Source organism: Nonomuraea cypriaca (assembly GCF_015645445.1).
GTDB classification, from domain to species: domain Bacteria; phylum Actinomycetota; class Actinomycetes; order Streptosporangiales; family Streptosporangiaceae; genus Nonomuraea; species Nonomuraea cypriaca.
In genome coordinates this window covers 1-21,043 of record NZ_JADOGI010000186.1, presented here as the reverse complement: position 1 = coordinate 21,043, position 21,043 = coordinate 1, and the positions used below count along the sequence as shown (strand labels likewise).

Annotated in this window: 21 protein-coding genes; 13 read left to right on the top strand and 8 right to left on the bottom strand. The window is 69.4% G+C overall.

Annotation, left to right across the window (positions count from 1 at the left end):
- The 4 genes from ITP53_RS41150 to ITP53_RS60675 all read left to right on the top strand — a co-directional run.
- Positions 1-611, top strand: a 611-nt coding sequence (locus ITP53_RS41150) for an FAD-dependent oxidoreductase (protein ID WP_195900888.1), incomplete at its 5' end; no start/stop codon positions are given.
- A 13-nt stretch (positions 612-624) separates the two neighbouring features.
- Positions 625-1,017 (top strand): RidA family protein, encoded by a 393-nt coding sequence (locus tag ITP53_RS41145; protein WP_195900887.1) that lies wholly within the window; start codon positions 625-627, stop codon positions 1,015-1,017.
- 512 nt (positions 1,018-1,529) lie between these two features.
- Positions 1,530-3,332: a thiamine pyrophosphate-dependent enzyme gene (locus ITP53_RS41140; protein WP_195900886.1), complete on the top strand. Its 1,803-nt coding sequence runs from the start codon at positions 1,530-1,532 to the stop codon at positions 3,330-3,332.
- A gap of 507 nt (positions 3,333-3,839) precedes the next feature.
- A complete protein-coding gene (locus tag ITP53_RS60675) occupies positions 3,840-4,529 on the top strand; it encodes an FAD-dependent oxidoreductase (RefSeq protein ID WP_328817409.1) in 690 nt (229 codons plus the stop codon).
- Positions 4,530-4,533: 4 nt separating this feature from the next.
- Here the strand turns inward: ITP53_RS60675 and ITP53_RS56435 are convergent, their stop codons facing one another.
- Positions 4,534-4,986 (bottom strand): DUF1622 domain-containing protein, encoded by a 453-nt coding sequence (locus ITP53_RS56435; protein ID WP_207757146.1) that lies wholly within the window; start codon positions 4,984-4,986, stop codon positions 4,534-4,536.
- A 271-nt stretch (positions 4,987-5,257) separates the two neighbouring features.
- Between ITP53_RS56435 and ITP53_RS41125 the strand changes: the two genes are divergently transcribed.
- From ITP53_RS41125 to ITP53_RS41115, 3 genes are read left to right on the top strand one after another with little or no spacing between them, the layout of a single operon-like run.
- Positions 5,258-6,019: a sulfite exporter TauE/SafE family protein gene (locus ITP53_RS41125; RefSeq protein ID WP_195900885.1), complete on the top strand. Its 762-nt coding sequence runs from the start codon at positions 5,258-5,260 to the stop codon at positions 6,017-6,019.
- A gap of 17 nt (positions 6,020-6,036) precedes the next feature.
- On the top strand, positions 6,037-6,627 hold the full coding sequence (locus ITP53_RS41120; protein WP_195900884.1) for a hypothetical protein: 591 nt from the start codon (positions 6,037-6,039) through the stop codon (positions 6,625-6,627).
- Positions 6,628-6,645: 18 nt separating this feature from the next.
- Positions 6,646-7,671 carry a hypothetical protein gene (locus ITP53_RS41115; RefSeq protein ID WP_195900883.1) on the top strand — a complete coding sequence of 342 codons (1,026 nt, stop codon included), beginning with the start codon at positions 6,646-6,648 and terminating at the stop codon, positions 7,669-7,671.
- Positions 7,672-7,835: 164 nt separating this feature from the next.
- Here ITP53_RS41115 and ITP53_RS41110 read toward each other — a convergent pair whose 3' ends face one another.
- A complete protein-coding gene (locus tag ITP53_RS41110) occupies positions 7,836-8,948 on the bottom strand; it encodes a tyrosine-type recombinase/integrase (RefSeq protein WP_328817405.1) in 1,113 nt (370 codons plus the stop codon).
- Positions 8,949-9,069: 121 nt separating this feature from the next.
- Between ITP53_RS41110 and ITP53_RS41105 the strand changes: the two genes are divergently transcribed.
- The gene (locus ITP53_RS41105) at positions 9,070-10,467 is read left to right on the top strand and encodes a coiled-coil domain-containing protein (protein WP_195900882.1); all 1,398 of its coding nucleotides are present in this window, start codon (positions 9,070-9,072) and stop codon (positions 10,465-10,467) included.
- Positions 10,468-11,420: 953 nt separating this feature from the next.
- Positions 11,421-12,620, top strand: a complete 1,200-nt coding sequence (locus ITP53_RS41100) for a coiled-coil domain-containing protein (protein WP_195900881.1) — start codon at positions 11,421-11,423, stop codon at positions 12,618-12,620.
- On the opposite strand, the gene ITP53_RS41095 is transcribed toward ITP53_RS41100, so the two are convergent.
- Entirely contained in the window at positions 12,612-12,782 is a 171-nt protein-coding gene (locus tag ITP53_RS41095) for a hypothetical protein (protein WP_195900880.1), read from the bottom strand. The two genes, ITP53_RS41100 and ITP53_RS41095, sit on opposite strands and share 9 nt — an antisense overlap.
- A gap of 200 nt (positions 12,783-12,982) precedes the next feature.
- On the opposite strand from ITP53_RS41095, the gene ITP53_RS41090 reads away from it, so the two are divergent.
- Positions 12,983-13,579 carry a hypothetical protein gene (locus ITP53_RS41090; RefSeq protein WP_195900879.1) on the top strand — a complete coding sequence of 199 codons (597 nt, stop codon included), beginning with the start codon at positions 12,983-12,985 and terminating at the stop codon, positions 13,577-13,579.
- 1 nt (position 13,580) lies between these two features.
- Entirely contained in the window at positions 13,581-13,907 is a 327-nt protein-coding gene (locus ITP53_RS41085; RefSeq protein ID WP_195900878.1) for a transcriptional regulator, read from the top strand.
- 288 nt (positions 13,908-14,195) lie between these two features.
- Here ITP53_RS41085 and ITP53_RS41080 read toward each other — a convergent pair whose 3' ends face one another.
- From ITP53_RS41080 to ITP53_RS41070, 3 genes are all read right to left on the bottom strand, one after another.
- Positions 14,196-14,810, bottom strand: a complete 615-nt coding sequence (locus tag ITP53_RS41080; RefSeq protein ID WP_195900877.1) for a dihydrofolate reductase family protein — start codon at positions 14,808-14,810, stop codon at positions 14,196-14,198.
- Positions 14,807-15,010: a hypothetical protein gene (locus tag ITP53_RS41075; RefSeq protein ID WP_195900876.1), complete on the bottom strand. Its 204-nt coding sequence runs from the start codon at positions 15,008-15,010 to the stop codon at positions 14,807-14,809. Before ITP53_RS41075 ends, ITP53_RS41080 begins: the two co-directional genes overlap by 4 nt.
- 100 nt (positions 15,011-15,110) lie before the next feature.
- The gene (locus tag ITP53_RS41070; RefSeq protein ID WP_195900875.1) at positions 15,111-15,572 is read right to left on the bottom strand and encodes a pyridoxamine 5'-phosphate oxidase family protein; all 462 of its coding nucleotides are present in this window, start codon (positions 15,570-15,572) and stop codon (positions 15,111-15,113) included.
- 36 nt (positions 15,573-15,608) lie between these two features.
- Between ITP53_RS41070 and ITP53_RS41065 the strand changes: the two genes are divergently transcribed.
- Positions 15,609-15,815 carry a hypothetical protein gene (locus ITP53_RS41065; RefSeq protein ID WP_195900874.1) on the top strand — a complete coding sequence of 69 codons (207 nt, stop codon included), beginning with the start codon at positions 15,609-15,611 and terminating at the stop codon, positions 15,813-15,815.
- 18 nt (positions 15,816-15,833) lie between these two features.
- Here ITP53_RS41065 and ITP53_RS41060 read toward each other — a convergent pair whose 3' ends face one another.
- The gene (locus ITP53_RS41060) at positions 15,834-17,336 is read right to left on the bottom strand and encodes a hypothetical protein (protein ID WP_195900873.1); all 1,503 of its coding nucleotides are present in this window, start codon (positions 17,334-17,336) and stop codon (positions 15,834-15,836) included.
- Between the two features lie 57 nt (positions 17,337-17,393).
- A complete protein-coding gene (locus tag ITP53_RS41055; protein WP_195900872.1) occupies positions 17,394-17,966 on the bottom strand; it encodes a dihydrofolate reductase family protein in 573 nt (190 codons plus the stop codon).
- A 140-nt stretch (positions 17,967-18,106) separates the two neighbouring features.
- On the opposite strand from ITP53_RS41055, the gene ITP53_RS41050 reads away from it, so the two are divergent.
- Complete coding sequence (locus tag ITP53_RS41050) at positions 18,107-20,806, top strand: helix-turn-helix transcriptional regulator (RefSeq protein WP_195900871.1); 2,700 nt, start codon at positions 18,107-18,109, stop codon at positions 20,804-20,806.
- The last annotated feature ends 237 nt before the right edge of the window (positions 20,807-21,043 follow it).

Genomic DNA, 21,043 nt, shown 5'->3' with positions numbered 1-21,043 from the left:
CCGCCATCGAGGGACTCGGTCTTGACAAAGCGGGCATCCGCACGACCGAACGTGGCGCCATCGAGGTGGATGAGCACCTGCGCACGAGCCGGCCGCACATCTACGCGATCGGCGACGTCAACGGGGGCCCGCAGTTCACCTACATCTCCCGCGACGACCACCGCATCGTCGCGGACCGGCTTCTCGGTGACGGCACCCGCTCCACGGCTGATCGACGGGCTGTGCCGCACACGATGTTCATCACCCCGCCGTTCTCCACCGTCGGCCTCACCGAGACCGCCGCCAGAGAACGCGGCCACAACGTGAGGATCGCCAGCAAGCTCGTTGCTCAGACCACGGCCACGCATCGTGCGCGGATCATGGGCGATACCCGCGGCCTGATCAAGTTCGTCATCGACGCGGACACCGACCTCATCCTCGGCGCGGCACTGATCAGCATCGATTCCCAAGAAGTCATCAACCTGGTCGCCTTCGCCATGCGGCACGATGTTCCCGCCGGCGAGCTCGGCAACGCCATCTACACGCACCCCAGCACGACCGAAGGATTCAACGAACTCCTCGGCACAGTCGCGCGTGCGAACGGCCGCGCCCACACACTGCGCCCGAGCTGATGGGAGTACCACGATGACCAGACAGATCATCCGCGTCGAGCCGTTGTCGACCTACCTGGAGCGGTGGGCGCCGGCCTCGGCCGTCACCCGAAGCGGCGACACCCTCTACGTCTCCGGATTCCCGCCCTTCGACCCCGACACCGGCGACGTCGTCGAGGGAGCCTCGATCGAGCGCCAGACCGAACTTGTGCTGGAGCAGATGAAACTGTGCCTGGAGACGGCGGGATCGTCGCTGGCGGGCGTCCTCAAATGCAACGTGTACTGCACATCCGTCGACCAGTTCGCCGCGGTCAACGCCGTCTACAGCCGCTACTTCCCCAGTGATCCACCCGCTCGGATCTTCGTGTGCGTTGCCGCCTGGCCCCGCCGCTTCGACATCGAAATCGACTGCGTCGCCGCGGTGTGACCTGTCCGCGGGGCTGGGAATGCGCAGGGACCACCAGCAGGCGTAACCTGCTCGACAGCACAGTGGCACTGAGGCGGCCGGCCCGGCGATGGACACCTCGACGATGGACACCTGGAGCTGCCTTCCACACGCCGGCCGGCCCGAAGTTCGCCCTCAGCCCCGCCCTTCCGGGCCAGGCGATCAGAGGCGGGCTGCACTTTCAGGCCGTCGGCAGACCGTTAGGCAGCATTTCTCTCTCGAAGGATGCGTCTCGACTCGTCAAACCGCGGCGGCGCTCGCCGCACGCCTCAAAGCGCACGGGGCGCCCGCCGCCACACCGGACGGGGCGGTGGCGATGACCTGGGCGGCGAACACGAGGCCGTACAGGACCCCGACGGCGGCCTAGCGCTGATCGTGGCTTGACCTGACCATTGCGCGCCGCATGCCAGACCATCGTCGTGGCGCGGGTTCACCCCCGTGAAGGGCAGGGCATCTCGCACTGGAGCCGCCGCGCGGGGGGTTGGGAGGGCTTGATGGGACACGACGATCGTAAGACCACATCGGATCTGATCGTCGAGCGCCTGCTGGCCTGGGGCGTGGACACCTGCTTCGGTCTCTGCGGGGATCAGGTCAACGGTTTTTTCGAGGCGTTGCGCACCCACCCGGAGATGCGGTTCGTCCACGTTCGGCACGAGGAGAACGCGGCCCTGGCCTGCGTGGGTTACGCGAAGTTCACCGGCCGTCCTGCCGCATGCGTCGCTACTGCGGGCCCGGGGGCGATCCACCTGCTCAACGGTCTCTACGACGCGCGGATCGACGGTGCCCCGGTGATCGCGGTGACCGGGCTGTCGTACCACGACTCGATCGGCACGCACCAGCTGCAAGACGTGCCGTCCGACCGGCTCTTCGAGCACGCGTGCCTGTACTCCGAACGCGTCATGGGTCCGGCCCATGCCATCACGGTTACCGACCAAGCGGTGCGCAGCGCGCTGATGAACCGCGCCCCGGCGCACCTGGCGATCCCGATCGACATCCAGTCGTGGACACTCTCACAGGACACCTCCTCTGACAAGAACGTCCCGGGTCACACGTCCCTCGCCGCGCAGCCGTTCGAGGTGATGCCGCCGGATGAGCGGCTCCGCGAGGCGGCCGAGGTACTCAACTCCTGCGAGCGGGTCGCCATCTGCGCCGGAGCCGGCGCCCGCCGCGCCGGCGAGGAACTCGAACGGGTCGCCGAGGTACTCGGGGCGCCGATCATCAAGGCCGGTCTCGGCAAGGACTGCGTACCAGACGACAGCCCCTACACCACCGGCGGCATGGGCCTGATCGGCACGCGTGCCTCGCACGAGGCGTTCGAGCGATGCGATGGCTTCCTCATTGTCGGCTCGTCCACGCCCTACTACGACTTCTGGCCGAAGCCCGGTCAGGCCAGGGGCGTGCAGATCGACCTGAACGCCGACCGGATCGGCCTCCGTTACCCCGTCGAGGTCGGCCTTGTCGGACACGCCGGCCCCGTGCTCGCAGCACTCGCCCCCCTGCTGCAGCGCAACACCGACCGTTCCTTCCTGAAAAGGGCACAGGAGAGTTACCGCGCCTGGTGGGAGCTGATCGGCCACCAGGCCGCTTCTTCCGGAACGCCTATGCGCCCGCAGGTCGTGACCTGGGAGTTGTCCAAGGCGCTGCCGGACGGGGCCATCGTCACGGGCGACGCCGGCACGGTCACCGCCTGGGGCGGGCGTCTGAGACTGCGTGCGGGCATGAACTATTCGTTTTCCGGAACCCTATGCACGATGGGCTCCGCCTTGCCCTACGCGATCGGCGCGCAGATCGCCTACCCGGGCCGTCCGGTCATCGCCTTCACCGGCGACGGGGCCCTGTCCATGGGGATGGGGGAACTCGTGACACTGCGCCAGCACGACCTGCCGGTCAAGGTGGTCGTCCTCCACAACAACTCCCTCGCCCTGGAAGTCTGGGAGCAGAACGCCCTGCTGGGCAACCCCCAGTACGGCTGCGAACTCCACCCCATCCACTTCACCGCCGTGGCGCAAGCGTGCGGCCTGAAGGCCTTCCGCATCGAAGACCCATCTGATGCGGCTTCGGTCTTGGACCGGGCGATGGCCCACGACGGCCCCTGCCTCGTCGAGGCGATCACCGACCCGTATGAGGCGCCGTTCGGCGAAAGCCTCAAGCCCGCCCACGCCGAGCACATCGTCCAGGCCTTCGGCAAGGGTGAGCCAAAGGCCGCCCAGATGGCCCGTAATCTCCTGGAAGAACAACGCGTGGCGCTGTCCCCGGCCCTCCAGCAACACCAGTCCGACCTGACCCGCTACCTCTGATCCGAAAATCGGAGAGTAAGTGGGACATATTCGGGAGCGGAGGGCCGTGACCGGCTACCGGCGGCTCCTGCGGGACGGCGCAGAGAAGCGCCAGGAGATCGAAATCCTGCAGCTGCGCGAAGCACCCGCCGACCTGCCCGCCGCGGAGTTGTTGCCCGGCCTGCGGCGCGCGTGCGATCCTACGAGGCGCTCATCGACCCGCGGCACGATGTCGCCCGGTGGCTGGAAGAAATGGCCGACCGATGGCAGACGGGCAGCAGGGGGGAGCCGCATCCGCTGGTGGCGTCGCTGTTCCTGGCAGTGGACGTGCCCGACCGGGAGCCGGAACACTGCCGACGCCCATTCGGCCGGCGGCTCGTTCGCGCCTACAGACCCAGAGATGATTCATGGGCCGCGAGGACGACGATGTCGCCGAAGTCGTCGTCGCCATCCTGCGCGACCAAGGAATCACTCTCATCACCGACGCGAAGGTGAACCGAGGTCAGGGACGGCTCCGCCGACACCACCATCTCTTACGAGGTCGACGGGCGTCCGCGGACCCTGAAGGCGGACAAGATCCTCGTCGCCACCGGGCGCGCTCCCGCCATCGAGGGACTCGGTCTTGACAGAGCGGGCATCCGCACGACCGAACGTGGCGCCATCGAGGTGGATGAGCACCTGCGCACGAGCCGGCCGCACATCTACGCGATCGGCGACGTCAACGGGGGCCCGCAGTTCACCTACATCTCCCGCGACGACCACCGCATCGTCGCGGACCGGCTTCTCGGTGACGGCACCCGCTCCACGGCTGATCGACGGGCTGTACCGCACACGATGTTCATCACCCCGCCGTTGTCCACCGTCGGCCTCACCGAGACCGCCGCCAGAGAACGCGGCCACAACGTGCGGATCGCCAGCAAGCTCGTTGCTCAGACCATAGCCACGCATCGTGCGCGGATCATGGGCGATACCCGCGGCCTGATCAAGTTCGTCATCGACGCGGACACCGACCTCATCCTCGGCGCGGCACTAATCAGCATCGATTCCCAAGAAGTCATCAACCTGGTCGCCTTCGCCATGCGGCACGATGTTCCCGCCGGCGAGCTCGGCAACTCGATCTACACGCACCCCAGCACGACCGAAGGATTCAACGAACTCCTCGGCACAGTCGCGCGCGTGCGGTTGCCGTCGAGCACAGCTGAACTCGAGAACGCGTAGCAGCTCAAAAGACAGTCGCTCGAGAGCGAAGGCTCGGTCGCGTCGTTCGAATACGGCCGAGGGAGGACGTCCGCGGCGTTGCGAGCGGTGTGCCTGTCAGTTCTTCGCCCTGCAGAAGGTGGTGGTGGGAGTCCTCCTGGGCCACGTCGACGTCCGCCGACCTGGCGCTGCCGCTTGTCGACGAGCCGTATCCGTCCCGGTACCGGCTGAAGAGGCGGATCGCTGGTCGCCACCGCGCGGTAGGGATCGCGGCGCGCAGGATGTCGCCAGCGAGCTGGAATTCCAGACCGAGGGCGAGGAAAGTGTCCAGAGTCAGCCGGATCCGGTTGAACCCGTAAGCGGCCGCTGCGATGCTTTCGCCGCGCATCCGGACCACGCCGGATACGACGAGCTGCGCGAACGCCCACGTGGCCCCCGCCTCGATCGCCCGGCTGCTCGGCGTGAGCCGGGCGACCATCTACAAGTACATCCCCGAGCTCAAGACCGGTCACCGCCCCCAACTCGAGGCAAGCCCTCAGACCACCCGGGCCGAACCGCCCGCTGGGTGACCGCGTCGATCCCTACCGTGCCCCCCGCCGGAGCTTCGAGAGTCCTGGGCCGCGACGACGTGGAGAAAGAGCCGCAAGTCGTCCAAGTCATAGCGCACAGGTTCAGCCTACGCCTCAGCCTTAGGCTGGGTGAGACGATCCCGCATTGTGGAGCCGCTCGTCCACGCCGATGCTCGGCATATGACTGAGCTTTTTCTTGTCCTACTGTCCGGCGTCGCCGCCGGAGCCCTGAACGCCATCGGGGGCGGAGGAACCTTCGTGGCGCTGCCCGCACTCGTCGCCTTCGGGATGCCGCCGGTGACGGCCAACGCGGTGTCGCGGGTCGCCCTACTGCCCGGCGCCGTGGCCAGCGCGTGGGTGTACAGGCGCGAGCTCACCCCTGTTGGGCCTACGTCCACCAAGGCACTGACAGCGATCAGTGTCATGGGCGGTGGAGTCGGTGCCGGCCTGCTGCTGATGCTGCCCGCATCGTCGTTCGACGCCGCGGCGCCGTGGTTGCTCGCCTTCGCCACAGTGATCCTCGCCTTCGGCCGCCACCTTTCCAGGGCGCTGGGCAGCGCACTGGGCCGCTCGGTCGGTATGAGTTCACCAGCTGTCCTGATCGGACAGTTCTTCCTCGCCGTGTACGGCGGATACTTCGGTGGAGCCGTAGGCATCATGATGCTGGCCCTGTGGAGCATCGGCCTCGGCCTTGACGCCGCGGTCAGCAACCCGATGCGGATCGCCCAACTTGCGGCCATCTATCTCAGCGCGGCAGTGCTGTTCCTCCTCGCCTCAAACACACTGAGCGCTCCCCTTGTCCTCGCCGCCATGCTGGTCGGCGCCGTGGCCGGGGGCTTCGTCGGCGCTCACCTCGCCCGCCATCTTCCCACCTGGCTGCTGCGGGGCGTCCTCATGGCGACCGCCGTGATCACGACCGTCCTGTATTTCCTGCGCGGCTGACCACACGGGGAGCCGCAGTGATCATTACTCATCGTCAGGAATTGAGACTGATTGACATGACCGAAAGTGGCGCGGGAGCCACCGCACCCTACACGGACGCGGCTCGAGCGAGGCTGGTGATGGCTTACGAAGCATGCGAACTGGCCGAACTCGCGCGTGTCGCCGTCCCAATCGGCGAACATGAGCTGAATCCCGACGGCACCACCCGTGCGCCAGGCGCTGTGCTCGCCGACGCCGCTCGAGTGCTCGCCGCCGCGCAGCGGTTCTTCGAAGCCGCCGCAGTGTTCGAGCGCGTGGGCGGCGCCGACTGGCAACTCATCGGCGACGTCCTGGACGTGTCTCCTCGCACCGCCTGGACGCGCTTCGCGATGTCCGAGGCTGCCTTCCGGAAGGAACTGCTCTCCCGCGAGGGGACTCGCCCGGGCGGAGCCACGTGCGAGGTGACCAGCCTGCGGGCCTACATGGCCAGGGAACCGCTGGAAACGGCCCTCGACCTCGATGACTGGGTGCTGCGCCACGAGGACGGCGACAGCGGCCTCGGCACCGCACCAGTCTCCGGTGGCTTGGTTCGGAGTGATCGTCAACGACGTACCGGGAAGCCCTCCTGAGTCACTGAGAGGAGAGCCGTGGACACCGGCCTTGGGACTGACGGGCGGGCTGTAGGCGCGAGCCGGCGGGAGCGCTCACTCCACGCGATCGCCTATGTACTGGCGCAAGCCTTGCCCTTGCTGCCCGGCAGCGAGGCGCCATCGTTTCGCGCCGATGCTCAGCGACTGCTGAAGCGCGAGGATTTCTGCCGCGTGGACGTGCTGTACGGCTACGGCAGGGACGCGATCTGCGCTTTTGTGTCGGCCGTCCCCGGGCAGCTCGATCGGCCGCCGGCCGCGTGCTGCCGTCAATTCCGGGCCCGAGACGAAGACAAACGCGCGGAGGGCTGCCCTGCGAGCCGGGTGATGGCGTGCGAGGCCGGGCTATGGCAGGTGCCGAGCTGGGATCTGGTGCGGGCACGCTGGGCCGCGCGGCTCGGCCCGCCGGCGTCGGCAGCGTCGCCGCGAGTTCAGGAGTGCGACCGAAGATCGCTGGCGCGCTTCCTGGTCGGGCTGGTGGCCGGCATGCCGTCGGGGGCGCACAGCCTGGCGGTGCTGCGCGGCGCGCAGGCGGGCTTCTCGCGGCACGGCCTTCACCTGCTGCTGCCCGGGCGGCCTGAGCGGTGGAGCGGGCCGGGTTTCACGGACCCGCCGTTCACGTCCGCGGTGGCCGAGCAGATCCGGAGCCGGGTCGTCGACCCGGTGCACGCCGGCGCGCTGGCGGCGCTTTTGGTGACCGGCATGCCGCCTGCCCTGCTCGGCCTGACGCGGCTGTCCAACCTGGCACCGGATGCCGCCACGCTGAGCAGCTATCTGCCGTTCCGGATCGACTATTCCGTTCCGGCGTGGGGCCGGGACCTGCTCGCCGCCGCGCGCGTCTCCGCTGCCGGCCAGCATCCCGGCGATGGCGCCCTGCTGAGCCGGGGCATCGGGCGGGCCGGCCAGATCCTGGCCGACACTGCCCAGCACTGTGAGCTGCGGCTCGAACCGGCCATGCTCGCACCTGGCCGGGAGAGCTGGCACGTGCAGGCCCGCTGCCGAGCGGGAGAGCCACCGCAGGCGTGAGCCGACCGCCCCGGTGCGCTGGCCGTCCTACCGGCAGCCGGTGGAGGTCCTGGCCTGCTGCCGACGCTGTCGTGCTTACCGCGGTAACCGATCGACAGCACCTCGCCAAGCGATACGACCGGGATCGCCCGCGGGCCGACGCCGAGCCCGGCGCGGTGTCCTCGTCAGGGTGCGGCGGGAGGCCGCTGGTCAGCGGATGTTCCGGGCAGTAGCGGCGCGACAGTGGGGACGCGGAGGCGTTCGACGGCGTCGCGGGCTTCTTCGTCGGGGCGCACGTCGTAGCGCAGGGTGGTGCTGGGACTGGCGTGGCCGACCAGCCGGGCGGTCATGATCGCGTCGGCTTGCGGCAGGAGGTTGGAGATGAAGGTGCGGCGCAGGTCGTGCGGCCGCACCGCCGTGGTGGCGGCCTGTTCGGTGCGTTTGGCCAGGATGTCGCGCACCGCCTGGGGGTTCATCTGCCAGGGGCGGCCGTCGGGGCCGGTGCGCACGGTGCCGCCGCGGGTCAGGCGGGGGAACAACGGGCCGCGGTGGGTGCCGCGGCGAGCGAGCCAGGCCTCCAGGCGGCGCGCGGCGAAGGAGTTGACGGGGATGCGACGCTGTTTGTCGCCCTTGCCGATGACGGTGAGCATGCGCCGGGCCCGGTCGTAGTCGGGGTACTGCAGGGCGACGAGTTCGGCGCGGCGCAGGCCGCAGGCGTCCAGCACGGCGATGATGGCCGCGTCCCGCAGCCCGGCCCCGCTAGTGGCGCCGGCGGGTGAGCGGTCGGCGTCGCAGGCGTTGATGAGCGCGCCGATGACGGCGTCGGGCACGTGCTGGCCGGCCGGCTCGCGGTGGCCGCCGAACGGAGCCAGGGCGACGGCCCGCTGGTGGTCGTCGGTGCTGAGCAGGCCGAGTTTCCAGGCCTCCTTGAGCACGCCGCGCAGAGCAGCCAAGTGCTTGTTGCGGTAGGCGGGGGACCAGTCCATCTGGTCGACCTGCTCGCGGAGCCAGGCGGTGTGCTCGTAACGCAGGTGGTGCCAGGGCTGGCCCTGGCCGGTGACGGCGGCGTCGTCGAGCCGGTCGCCGGTGAGCATCCGGGCGAGGTGGTCCATGCAGATCTGCATGGCGCGGCGGGAGGCGGCGCTACCCAGGCGTCCCAGATAGAGCAGGTAGGGGTCGCGGGCAGGTGCGATCGCCGGGCCGGCGCCCAGCACCAGTCCGGCGGCAGAGGCGCCGGGGAAAGCAGTCGTGGGGAGCGGGCGGGAATCCGGCCCGGAGGCCGTGGCGGACTCGATCACGGAACCCACCCTACCAGAGATGATCTTTGAGAACTCCCCTTCTCAGTGATCATTAAAGAAACGCATGAGCGATATGCTAAACCGAAATTTCTACGGCATGTGCTGATGCTAAATTCGCTACGTGACGGAGATCAGCTTCGACCCCAGCGAGCCGGGTCCCACCCCGAGCCAGGACCACGCCGGCACATCGGCCGCTCTGCCGCCGACACCACCGACCGCCTTCACCATCGGACGGCAAGAGGTCTCGGCACCCCCCGGGCCGGGCGGGGAGGAGCCGCCCCGCGGTGGCCGGGGCCACACCCGCGACTGCCTGGCCCTGGCCACCGACGACCCGCTGCGGCAGTGCGCCCGGCCCGGCTGCGGCCGCGCCAAACACGAACGCGAGCCCGGCAAGGGTGGCCGCCCCAGCAAGTACTGCTGCAAGCTGTGCGGCAACGAGGCCAGCCGGGCCGCCGACAGCGCCCCCGCCGCGGTGGCCACGAACACCGCGGTCAGCGCCTTTGCCGCCGAGGCCGGCCAGATCCGCGCCCGGCTGCACCAGCGCGACGCCCAACTGGCCGCCGAACGCGAGGACCTGCGCCAGCTGGACGAACGCCTGGAGCAGGTATGGCAGGCCATCGCCACCCAGCTGGCCCAGGCCGAGACGGGCGTGCAGCAGGCCGAATCCGACGCCGAGCAGGCCCGCACCTCGATGCGCGCCGCGCTGGCAGGGCGGCAGACGGCCGAGCAGGAACGGGACGCGGCCCTCCGCGTCCAGCAGGAGTCCCTGAACGCCCAGCGCGAGGCCGAGGAACGCCGCGACCGCATCCACAGCGAAGCCCGCGCCAACGCCGAACGCCTGGGCATGCAGATCGGCCAGCTCACCGCCCAGCTGCACGACGAGCAGTCCCTGACCAGGCGCCAAGCCGAGCAACTGCGCGCCCTGGGCGCCGAGGTGTCCCGAGCCACCGCCCTGGCCGAAGAGCGCGCAGCCGCCCTGGCCGAGCGCGACCGTCAGCTGCACCAGGCCCGCGCCGACATCCGCCGCCTGACCGAACACCTGGAGCAGACCGGCACGCACCTGGCCACCACCCGGCTGCAGCTCGACCAGGCCAGCACCGCAGCCGAGCAGGCCCGCGCCGAAACCCGCGCGGTACGCGATGACCTGGCCGAACGACAGCGCCGTTTCAACGAAGACCGCGACCGGCTACAGACCCAGCGGGACCAGGCCCGCCTGGGCCAAGCCACCGCCGAAACCCGCCTGGAGATGGCCGAACGCGAGCAGCAGACACTACGCCGCCAGCTCGCCGCCGCCCAGGCGGCCACCGGCCTGGTGGTGCCGCCACTCGCCGACGTCGACGGCCGGCCCGGCGTACGGCTGCCCGGCGGAGCCTTCGACGCCGTCACCCTGCAGGACGGCGTGGTGCTGCTGCACTACGACGACAGCGCCATCCCCCTCGCCGACGCCCCGCGGTCGCCGGCACAGGCCCGAGCACTGAGCGCCGCCCTCCAGGCCGTCACCGCCCCGCCATTCGCCTGAGGGCGAGGCAACGCCGCCGCCCACCGCAGACGTCTGAACTGCCCGAACGCACGGAGCGGCGATTGTGAGGACAACCGTATGCCACCAGCGCACGCTCAACATAGCGGTGCCCGGGACGCGTGAGACAGTGGCGAGGCCCGAGGCTTATGAACCCACGCTAACAGCCCTGAGCCGCCAACCACGACATTTGCGAGACATGCCGCGCGCCCGTGGACGTGACCCGCCCGATGTCATGAAGAGCCTGGTTGAAAAGCGAAGCCAAGCCGGGGCGCGATTGTCGAATGGCGCCGGGAAGGCAGAACGGTAGGCGCGCCTTCGCACGGGTGCCCACCGTCGTTTCCCCGACTGGCGGCCACCATCGCACCGCGGACAGGCGCCGCGCAGCGCCCCCTCCCGAGGGGCATGCGGTCCGTACTGACATCGACTGGCACCTCTTGCTGACATCTCATGGCAAAGCGCCAGGTCATCCGCTCGATCGGCAATGTCAGCAGCTGGCATTAGTGCCACCACGTGTCAGCGAAGCGAAGATCTCTTCCGCACAGATCTCGCTGTCGAAACGCAGCAGGACTGCGAGGTCATCGCTTACGGGCGGAGGCGGCAGACGGATGACACGGAGGCAAGCTACGACGCGGCTTCCGCCCTGAACATGGCACTCACCTGCAAAAATAGCCTCTGGGCACCGCGAGGGCGCTCCCTTAAAAGCGGCCTACTCAAAGGATCTTGCTGACACCTCGTGGCACTCCCACTGACACCAAGTGGCATAACGCCAGGACAACTTCGTGGCAATCCGCATGACATCCCGCTGCAGATTCGCACTTGGTTGGTACCCGCTGTGGGCGATCAGATGATAACTTGCGGGAACTTCCCGCAAGTTGTACCAGAGAAGCTGCAGCACAACGGATCATCATTATTGAATTTTATTTTCTGGAAAATCGAAATGGTAGGCTGTGGGGGTGACTGCGGAGACCAGTGTGGTGACGCCTTGTAAGCACTGCGGAGCGCCGATCGAGCAGCGGCGGGGGAGGGGGCGGCCCAAGGCGTACTGCCCGGAGAAGGACTGTCAGGCGGCGGCCAAGCGGGAGCGCGAGTTGCGGCGGGCCACCCCAGGGCTGGAGGGGGCGCTGGCCAGGGCCGAGCAGCTGTACGACCGGATGGAGACCGGGCTGGCGGCGGCCATCGAGCCGCTGGCACGGGCGCTGGCCGACGAGCTGAGCCCGGCGGGGGTCGAGGCGAAGCTCAGCGCGGTCCAGGCAGAGGCGCACACGCGGGTGGCGATCGCGCGTACGGAGCGGGAGCAGGCGTTCGAGCAGGTACGGCTGTCGCGCGAGGCCACCGAGCACGCCCGCAGGCAGACGGCCGAGATGCGGACCCGGCTCGAAGAGGCCGAGAGCGAACGGGAGACGGCGCTCTCCGACGCCGAGCAGGCGCGGGAGCAGGCGCTGGCCGCGTTGCGGGAGGCCGCGAGCACCGAGCGGCAGGCGCTGCAGACGGCCGAGGAGGCGCAGCGGCGGGCGGAGCTGGCCGAGCGGCGCGCCGAGGAGGCGGCCCGCCAGATCGAGCTGACCGAGCGGGCCAGGGACCAGGCCGTTCAGGAGCTGGCCGAGCGGGTGGAGCTGGCGGAACGGCGGGCCGGCGAGGCACGGGCGCAGGCCGTGCAGGCTCGGGAGGCCGCCGACCAGGCCGGGGGGGAACGTGATCGCGCCCGGGAGGAGACCGCGGCGGCGGTTCGGGCATGTGAGCAGGCCGAACGCGACGTGATCGGCGCGAAGGCGCGGGAGGAGGCGGCGGTGCAGGAGCGGGAGCGGGCCGTGGAGCGCGCCGTTCAGGCCGAGCGGGCCGCGGCGGAGGCCGATCGGGATCGGGCGGTGGCCCTGCGGGACGCGGCCCGGGCGGCGGGCGAGGTGGACCGGCTGACAGGGAGGCTGGCCGCCGGCGAGGAGGAGGCCGCGGCCGCGCTGGCACGGGAACGGAAGCTGGTCTCGCGGGAGAAGACGCGAGGCGACGCCGCGGCCAAGGAGCGTGATCAGCTGCGGGCGGAGCTCAGGTTGGAGCGGATACGGCTCGAGGACCTGCGGGCGGAGCTGGAGGCCGCCCGCGCGGAGGCGGCGCAGTTGCGGGAACGAGCGGTCGCCGCGGAGCTGCGGTCAACCTAGTGGCCCGTCACGCAACCTTGGCCGGGTGACTGGTGAGCTGGCGGCCGGTTGGGCGCGGGCGTTGCGCCGGCGGACGTAGCCGCTGATCGCCGCGTTCTGCTGGTCATGGGTGCGGTGGTCGGTGCCGTTGAGGGCGTAGTAGGCCTCCGGGGAGGATCGCATCGGATTTTGGCGCTAGAGAGACGATCTTGACGACGATTCGGTGACGACGACTGTGTGCCCTGTGGGTGTAGGAATCGTGGACTCGCTGGGAGTGCGGAAACTTGCGCCGCCGTACGTGGGACTTGAACGGTCTGCACTGCAAACCTCACGCCCCGAGTCCTAGACTGCAGAAAGGTCTGCACTGCAAACCGGAAGGTCCGATGGTCAACTCGTACGAACTCGATCGCCTCGATCGCATCCGCCGATCCACCGCCGAGCACGCCCACCGCCGGGGGCTCTATCTGGCCGTCTACGGCCTCTTCCTCGGGTCCCTCGCGTTCGACGGCGTCCGGGAGAACCATGTCGTCCCCCTCCTGCTCTTCGCCGTTCTGCTCGCCGCCGCGGCCGGCTACTACCGCGGGACCTTCGGCACGGTCGTCCCGCGGCGCGACGGTGCCAGGTTCCGCGCCTGGCTCATCCCTGTGCTGCTGTCGGGCGTGCTCGTGGTGGTCACCGCCGCCAACGTCACCGGGACGGCCGGGCATCTCACCGGCGGTCTGATTTTCGCCGTCCTCCTCGCGCTGATCGGCGGACCGCCCTGGCCTGGCCGCGGACACTACCCGGCCTCGGCCGTGGCGCTCATGGCCCTCACCCTGGCCCCGCTCGGCGTGCTCACCCCGTCGGGAGAGCATCCCTTCACCGCGGCCGAGCCCCTCTGGCAGCTTCTGCTCGTCGGCGCGCTGCTCGTCGTCAACGGCCTGCTCGACCACCGCGCTCTGGTGCGCTCGCTTCCGCAACCGGCAAGCGAGGAGGAATGAGGTGGGCACCCCTTTCGAGGACATGACGGAGATCGACCGGCTGGTGCACGACCCCTCCCGGCTGGCGATCACCAGTGCGCTGTCGGCCTGCGAAAGCGCCGACTTCCTCTACCTCCAGCGTGTCACCGGCCTGTCCAAAGGCAACCTGTCCAGCCATCTGGCCAAGCTGGAGAAGGGCGGGATCGTTAAGATCGACAAGACCGCCGAACGCCGTCCCCGAACCGTCGTCAGCCTCACCGAGCCCGGCCGCACCACCGTTGCCGAACACTGGGACCGGCTGATACGCCTGCACGAGGCCGCCCGCACCTGGGTCCCCTCTGAGGCCTGACGGCATAGCGCCAAAATCCGGCCCGATCCTCCCCGAAGGCCAGTAGCGCAGTGCGGCGAACTCGGACTCGATCCAGTTCAGCCACGAGCCGTGGGTCGGCAGGAACACCAGCTCGACGTCGTGGTCGACGGCCCAGGCGCGGATCTGGATGCTTGTGCGGCCGTAGTCGTCCATGATCACATACAGGGACCCGCAGGGCCACCTCCGGCGCAGGGCCTTGAGGAAGGACATACGGCGCCCCACCGGGGCGCCGTTGATTGCTCGATGTGAAATTCCGCAACGACGTCGTCAGAGGACGTCGTAGGTCAGGTGCGTCGTGGTCGATGTCGAGGTCACGCTCCGCTGCACCAGCGTGCGCGGCGCTCCGCCGGTGAACAGTGGCGTCCCGGAGCCCAGCACGACGGGCGCGAGGTGCAGCGACAGCACGTCGACCAGCCCGGCGTCGAGCGCCGAGCCGATCATGGCGCCGCCGCCCATGAGAACGACATCGAGGTCCTCGCCGCGGTGTGACGACGCCGCTTCCGCGCGCGAGCGCGCGGCGGCGACGGCGTCGGGCAGACCGGTGGTGACGAACGTCCAATCGAGGTCGGTGAGCCGCACAGACTCCGGCGGCGAGCTCGTCACGACGACGAACGCGGGCTTGCCGACCTCGCCGGCGCCGTAGCCGGAGTTGTCGTTCCAGCCCTTCGGCCCGTCGACCACGTCGAAGAGCCGGCGGCCGAGGACGACGGCGCCCGAGCAGGCGGTCGCCTCGCGCAGGACCCGGCGGTCGTCGGGGTCGTCGGAAAACGCCCAGGTGTGCAGGGCCTCGCCGCCGGTGCCCAGACCGTTGTCCGGGCCGGGGTCGGGCCCGGTGACGAAGCCGTCGAGGGAGACCGAGATGTCAGCGATGATTCGAGTCATGCCAGGCACCGTGTGCGCGGTTCCCAGTAGACCGTGGTTTCGTACATCCGGCGGCCATGGAGGTACGCGCCGATCGATCGCCCGTGCTCGTTGATGAACTCGTGCGACTCCTCCTCGGGGCCGCCCCAGCCGAAGTTGCCGTCCGTATCGCTCACGTAGCCGTCGCGTGACGTGATCATCGAGTAGATGGGCTTACCCACAGTGGTCCTCCTTGCCTGTCCGGACAATGGATCTCAAGATTGATGTGTAGCTTGTCGCCGACGACCCGCGCGGGATGCTCGCGGTCATGGTTGGGCCCTCCTACATGGTGCGTGTGACGCGGAGTCGTGCGTCGGTGACGTTGTCGAAGCGCGAATCCCCTCCCCGGATCAGGACGAAGTGTCGCCGCACGTCGGCGCAGTAGGCCAGCAGAGGGCCGGACGGCGCGAGGTCGTCGCCGGTGAGTTCCTTGCCTGTGGGGAGGCGGGCGTTGAGCGTCGTCAGCGCCGCGACGGGATCGTCGGCGGGGCCGGCGGTCGCCTCGAGGTAAAGCGCCTCGGCACCGCCTATAGGCGCGTGGGAGTCGAAGACCGTGATGGCCACGTCTGGGCGTTCGGCGATGTTGAGGGAATGCCTGCTGTCCGGTGCCGACACCCAGACGAGCCGGTCCTCATCGCGGGCGGCGAAGAAGACGGGAGTGGCCCACGGCCGCCCTTGGCGATCGGCGGTGGCGAGCACGAGGTAGCGACTGTCGCCGAGCAGCCGGGGAACCATCGCCCACATGCCGGTCACCGGCCGCGGACCCGGTGGGTGAGGTGCTTGGCGGCCGAGATCGCCGTGTCGGCGGCGAGATCCGTAATCGGTGCGGTCACATGCCTGTCCGTGGGCGCCGACCTGTCCACCGTGCTCATGTTCGCCATCGTTCCTCCTTTGATTGTCGGGTTCCGCTGGAACCCCGCTTCCGGTGGCGAGCCTTTCCCGGACACCGCCACCAATATGTACGCCGCGGTGGGCCGCAAGCCTTAGGAGATGGATCGTGCGTGACTACCTGGAGGCAGCAGACACGGGGTTGGTGGCGGCCGCCAGGTGCAGTACGGCCGGGCCGTGGATCGTGGACGGCATGGTGAACTTCACCAGGCCGTCGCTCGGCACCGTCACCTCGTCGCCGGTCCGGGATGTCCGCTCGCCGATGGCGTACCAGTGGGCTGTGTAGCTGCCGGCCAGCAACTCGGCGGTGAACACCTCGCTGGTCTCGCTCGGCTGCAGGATGAGGTACTCCTTGCCGGGGTGTGCCAGCACGTAGCCGGTGGAGCTGAGGTCGCCGCGAGGGGGCATGCCGATGAGGTCGATCCTCTCGGCGTAGCGCCGGGTGTCGCCCATCGCCTGGCGGGCCGGTTCGAAGGCGTCCGGTGACGGTTCGCCGGCCGGCTGGATGCCGTCGATGAGGCCGAAGTCCATCAAGATCGGGTTGTGGCCGCGCAGGAACGCCTTCCATACCCAGAGCGCGTCGCCCTGGCCGGGGGCGAAGTGGTCGGTGTCGCTGATCAGGACCTTCCGGCCGTCCGCGGGTGGCGGGTTCTCCAGCCATCGCGACGGCGGACCGTCCGGGGCGGCGGGATGACCGCCCTCGCGGAAGATCTCATCATCGTAGCCAGGCGAGATCCAGTCGGCGGGCCCGTCGAACAGGGGCGCGTTGACCCGGGTCTGGTCGGCCACCGGGAACTGCATGGTCATCCCGATCGGGTGCGGGTCATACTCCTCCTGCCGCTCGTACTGTCGGACGAACTCGATCACCCAGTACTGCCAGTCGGTCGAGTCACCCCACTCGGTGCCCGGCGGTACGCCGAGCACGGCGGCCATCTCCGGATCGGCTGTGCCACCTCCACATGACTCGTTGGCGACCTCGTAGAGGACGTTGGGCAGATCGTGCACGGTGTCGACGACCTGCTGGATGTAGGCCTCCTGCAGCGCCCGCACGGCGGGGTCGAGCGGCAGGACCTGGTGGTCGAGGATCGAGGTGATCCCGATGCCGTTGACGTTGCTGGCGGCATGGCACGGGTGACCCTCGACGTTGTCCGGCGCCGGGCTGAGGTGCAGCGCCCAGCCCTCGAACAGCATCACGGCCACGTACATGCCGCGCTCGCCGGCCGCTATGACCCGCTCGCGCAGCCGCCGGAAATAGGCCGGGTCGAACTGGGACAGGTCGAACTTCGGACCGCCATCCTTGGCCGTTCCCTGCCCCGTGCGCGGCCATGGCTGCGGGCTCATGTTCAGGTGGTACGCGCCGCCCGCGGCCTGCGATTTGAACTGTTCCCAGCGCCACAGCCGGATGAAGTTGTGCCCGTGAGCGGCGAGGAAATCCAGGTAGGAGTCGTAGTCCAGCTTCTCAGGCAGAGCCGGTGCGGTCGCGCCGGGCCCCATGCCGTCGTGGAAGTTGTTCCAGATGTGCGAGCCCGTGAGGTACACCACCCGCCGCCCCGCCGGGTCGTCCGAACGCACGGTGAAGTAGCGCGGATTGTCCACGGATACCTCCAGCGGGCCGGGCATCCGATCAGGGTATGTAGATACATTCGACATGACGTCTCCCTTCGAGTTGCGACGGTGTCAGTGGCCGACCGGGTAGCGCAGGTGCGTGACGCCCTTGGCCTCGATGACCGTTGGGGTGCCCAGCTTGACCGGTGCCTTCGCGAGTCGGGCGAAGAACGGGATGCCCTCCCCCAGCAACACGGGCACGAGGTCCACTGCGATCATGTCCACCAATCCGAGGTCGAGGCACTGCTGTGTGATGGTGGGGGTGGCGATGGCGATGTCGCGGTCACCAGCGAGATCCTTGGCCTGCTGCACCGCGCCGGCCACACCGTCGGTGACGAAGGTGAACGGCGTGTCCTCGCGCGGCCAGCCGGACGGCACACTGTGGGTGACGATGAAGACGTGCGCGCCCATCGGGTGTCTGCCGCCCCACGCATTAGTCAGCTCGAACAGCCTGCGGCCACAGACCAGCGAGCCCAGCGCCCCGGGTCGGAACACCTCGGCACTCTCCGGCGTGAAGTCCCGATTCTCCCTCTCGACCCTGGCCTGCCCGGCGTTGTACCAGGCGAACACGTGGTCCACCTCGTCGTTCGGACTGGCGACGAAGCCGTCGAGAGACATGGACATGCTGGCGACGACGGATCCCATCGCGTTGCTCCCTGGTCGTCGAGTTCGGGTGTTCGCGGAAAGCCTGCCTTCGGCGGCTGGGGAGAACATCGGCCATGTGGCCGAGACCGGGACTTTCCGGTGGCCGGTTCCAACGGTTCGATGGCAGACTGAGCCGTGCCATGACGTCTGCAGCGTTCACTGACCTGCCCGTCCAGCTCGCCAGCTTCGTGGGCAGGCGGTCCGAGCTGGCCGCGGTGCGGGCGCTGCTGGACGCCGAGCGGCTGGTGACGTTGACCGGCACTGGCGGCGTCGGCAAGACCCGGCTCGCCGCGGAGATCGCCGCCACCGAGGTCGCGCGCCGGCCGGATGGTGTCTGGTGGGTCGAGCTGGCGGCCGTCAGCGACCAGGCGCGACTCGCCGAGCTGGTCGCGGCGAAGCTCGGCGTGCTCATCGAACCCATGCAAGGCCCCGTGCGGTCGATGACGGCGCAGTTGCGCGGCCGCCGCGCGCTGATCTGCCTGGACAACTGCGAACACATCATCGACGGCGCCGCCGAGCTGACCGGCGCGCTGCTGTCTTCGTGCCCGGAGGTGTCGGTTCTCATCACGAGCCGCGAGCCGCTGGCAGTGCCGGGCGAGGTGGTCTGGCGGGTGCCGTCGCTGGCCCCGGACGAGGCGTTGCGGCTGTTCGTCGAGCGGGGCCGCCAGGTCCGGCAGCAGTTCGGCTTGGACCAGGCAGGCGAGGCCGCCGCGCGGGTGATGTGCTCCCGGCTCGACGGCGTCCCGCTCGCCATCGAGCTCGCGGCCGCGTGGTTGGGCACCCTCACCCCGCAACAGATCGAGCATGGCCTGGACGACCGGTTCGGCCTGCTCATCCGCAGCCCGCGTGGCGTCGCCGCGCGCCAGCAGACCCTGGCGGCATCCATCGCCTGGAGCCACGACCTGCTCGACGAGCCGGACCGGGCGGTGTTCCGCCGCCTCGCGGTGTTTCCTTCCGGGTTCGACCTGGATGCCGTACGGACGGTCTGTTCGGGCGGAGTGGTCGCTCGCGACGACGTACTCGGCAGCATCGGCCGGTTGGTGGACAAGTCGCTGGTCGTCGCGGAGACCCGCGGCGGCGCGTCCCGCTACCTGCTGCTGGAGACCATTCGCGAGTACGCCGCCGGCCGGTTGCGGGAGGCGGGGGAGATCCGCCTCACCCGCGACCACCATCTCGACCACTTCCTCGCCTTCGCCGCCAGTGGGCCGGAGCGAACCGCCGATCTCGACGCCAGGCGCGCCCGGCTCGAGGGTGAGTACGACAACCTGCGCGCCGCCTTGGAGTGGGGGCTAGCCGCCGCCGATCCCGACAGGGGACGCCGCCTCGCCGCCGAGCTGTCGTGGTTGTGGCATCTGCACCGGCACGGGCACGAGGGCATCGCCTTCCTGCGGCGCGCCATCGACCGGGTGCCGACGGACCGCTCACTGCTACAGGCACGGCTGCTCACCGGGTTGGCGCTGGTCGCGGACACCACGAGCCCGGTCGATCTGGAATACGACGTGGCACAGCAGGCGCTCGAACTGGCCACCGTGCACGGTGACGAGAGCCTGCGCAGCCAGTGCCTGACGCTGGCCGCGGTCGGCCGGTTCTACACCGACTTCGCCGCCGCCTGGGACCTCACCGTCGAGGCGATCCGCTCCGCCGAAATCGCGGGCGACCAGTTGTTCAGGCATGCTCAGCTGGCGCTGCAGGGCATGATCAGGCAGCTGCAGGACCGACACGACGAGGCCCGCCCACTGCTGGAAACGGCACTCGACGGCCTCCGCCACCGTCACCGGGGGATCGCGTCGACCACACTGGCGTTCCTGTCGAGCGGAGTGCTCGCGAGCGGCCGGCCGGCCGAGGCCCGCCGCCTCGCCGAGCAGTCGCTCGAACTCGCCGAGCCGCTCGGCGACTACCTGCGCGTCGGCATGGCACGCAGCGCCCTGGCGGCCGCGCACACCGCGTCCGGAGACGTGACCGCAGCGCTCGAGGCAATGCGGCCACTACTGCTGCTCATGGAGAACGCCGAAGCAGCGGTCTTCGTGCCCGGCATGAGGTTGGCACTCGCACAAGTGCAGGTGGCGAACGGCGATCTCGACGGGGCGCTGCGCTGGTTCGAGCGCGATGTGCGGCAAACCGAGCACGTCGCGCCGACCTACCTCGCGGCGCAGGTGCACGCCGGCTACGGAGAGGCTCTACGGCGCGCCGGCCGGTACGAGAACGCCCGCGGTGAGCTCGACCGGGCGGCTGCCATCGCACGCAAGCTCGGTATGCCACGCGTCCTCGCGGACGTGCTGCAGCAACAGGCCCACCTCACCGGCGACCCCGATCTGCACCACGAGGCACTGACCATTCGCGTCGCCCACGGACTACGCACGTTCTGGGTGGACAGCCTGGACGCGATCGCCGCGCGGCTGGCCCCGCCGAACGCGGTGCGGACGCTGGCCGCGAGTACCACGGCACGCGCGGCCATGGGATATCCCCGGCGCGCCGCCGAACGCCGCGAGTACGACGAGCTGGTCGCCCGACTCAGGCAGACGCTCGGTGAAGAATTCGCGACGGCATGGGCGGCGGGCGCCGAGGTGTCCCTCGACGACGCGGTCGCGTACGTCCGCCGTAGCCGGGGCGCCCGCGACCGGCCGGCCGCCGGGTGGGACAGCCTCACCCCGACCGAGCTGAGCGTGGTACGGCTGGCCGCTGTGGGCCTCAACAACCCGCAGATCGGAGCGCGGCTCTTCATGAGCCGAAGCACCGTCAAGACCCACCTCTCCCACATCTACGCCAAGCTCGGTGTCGCCAACCGCATCGAACTCGCCGCGCTCGCTACGGCTCCGTCCACCGGAGTGGAAACCGGATGACCGACATCCACCCGACACGCCACGCGGTTCAGACCGGCTCGATTACGTGAACGCCACCACCCCAGGCAGTCCGATTCCCGGAACGAAGCGCCTCTCACCTGGTCCGATGACTGTGCAATATCCCTTGAGTTCCTCTGAGTCTCTTGAGCATCTCTAGCCGCAGGACCTGGGCTTATCTGCTGGTGCTCCGGCTTCTTCGGGTGTTGATGAGATTTCAGGGTTTCTGAAGGTCTATCG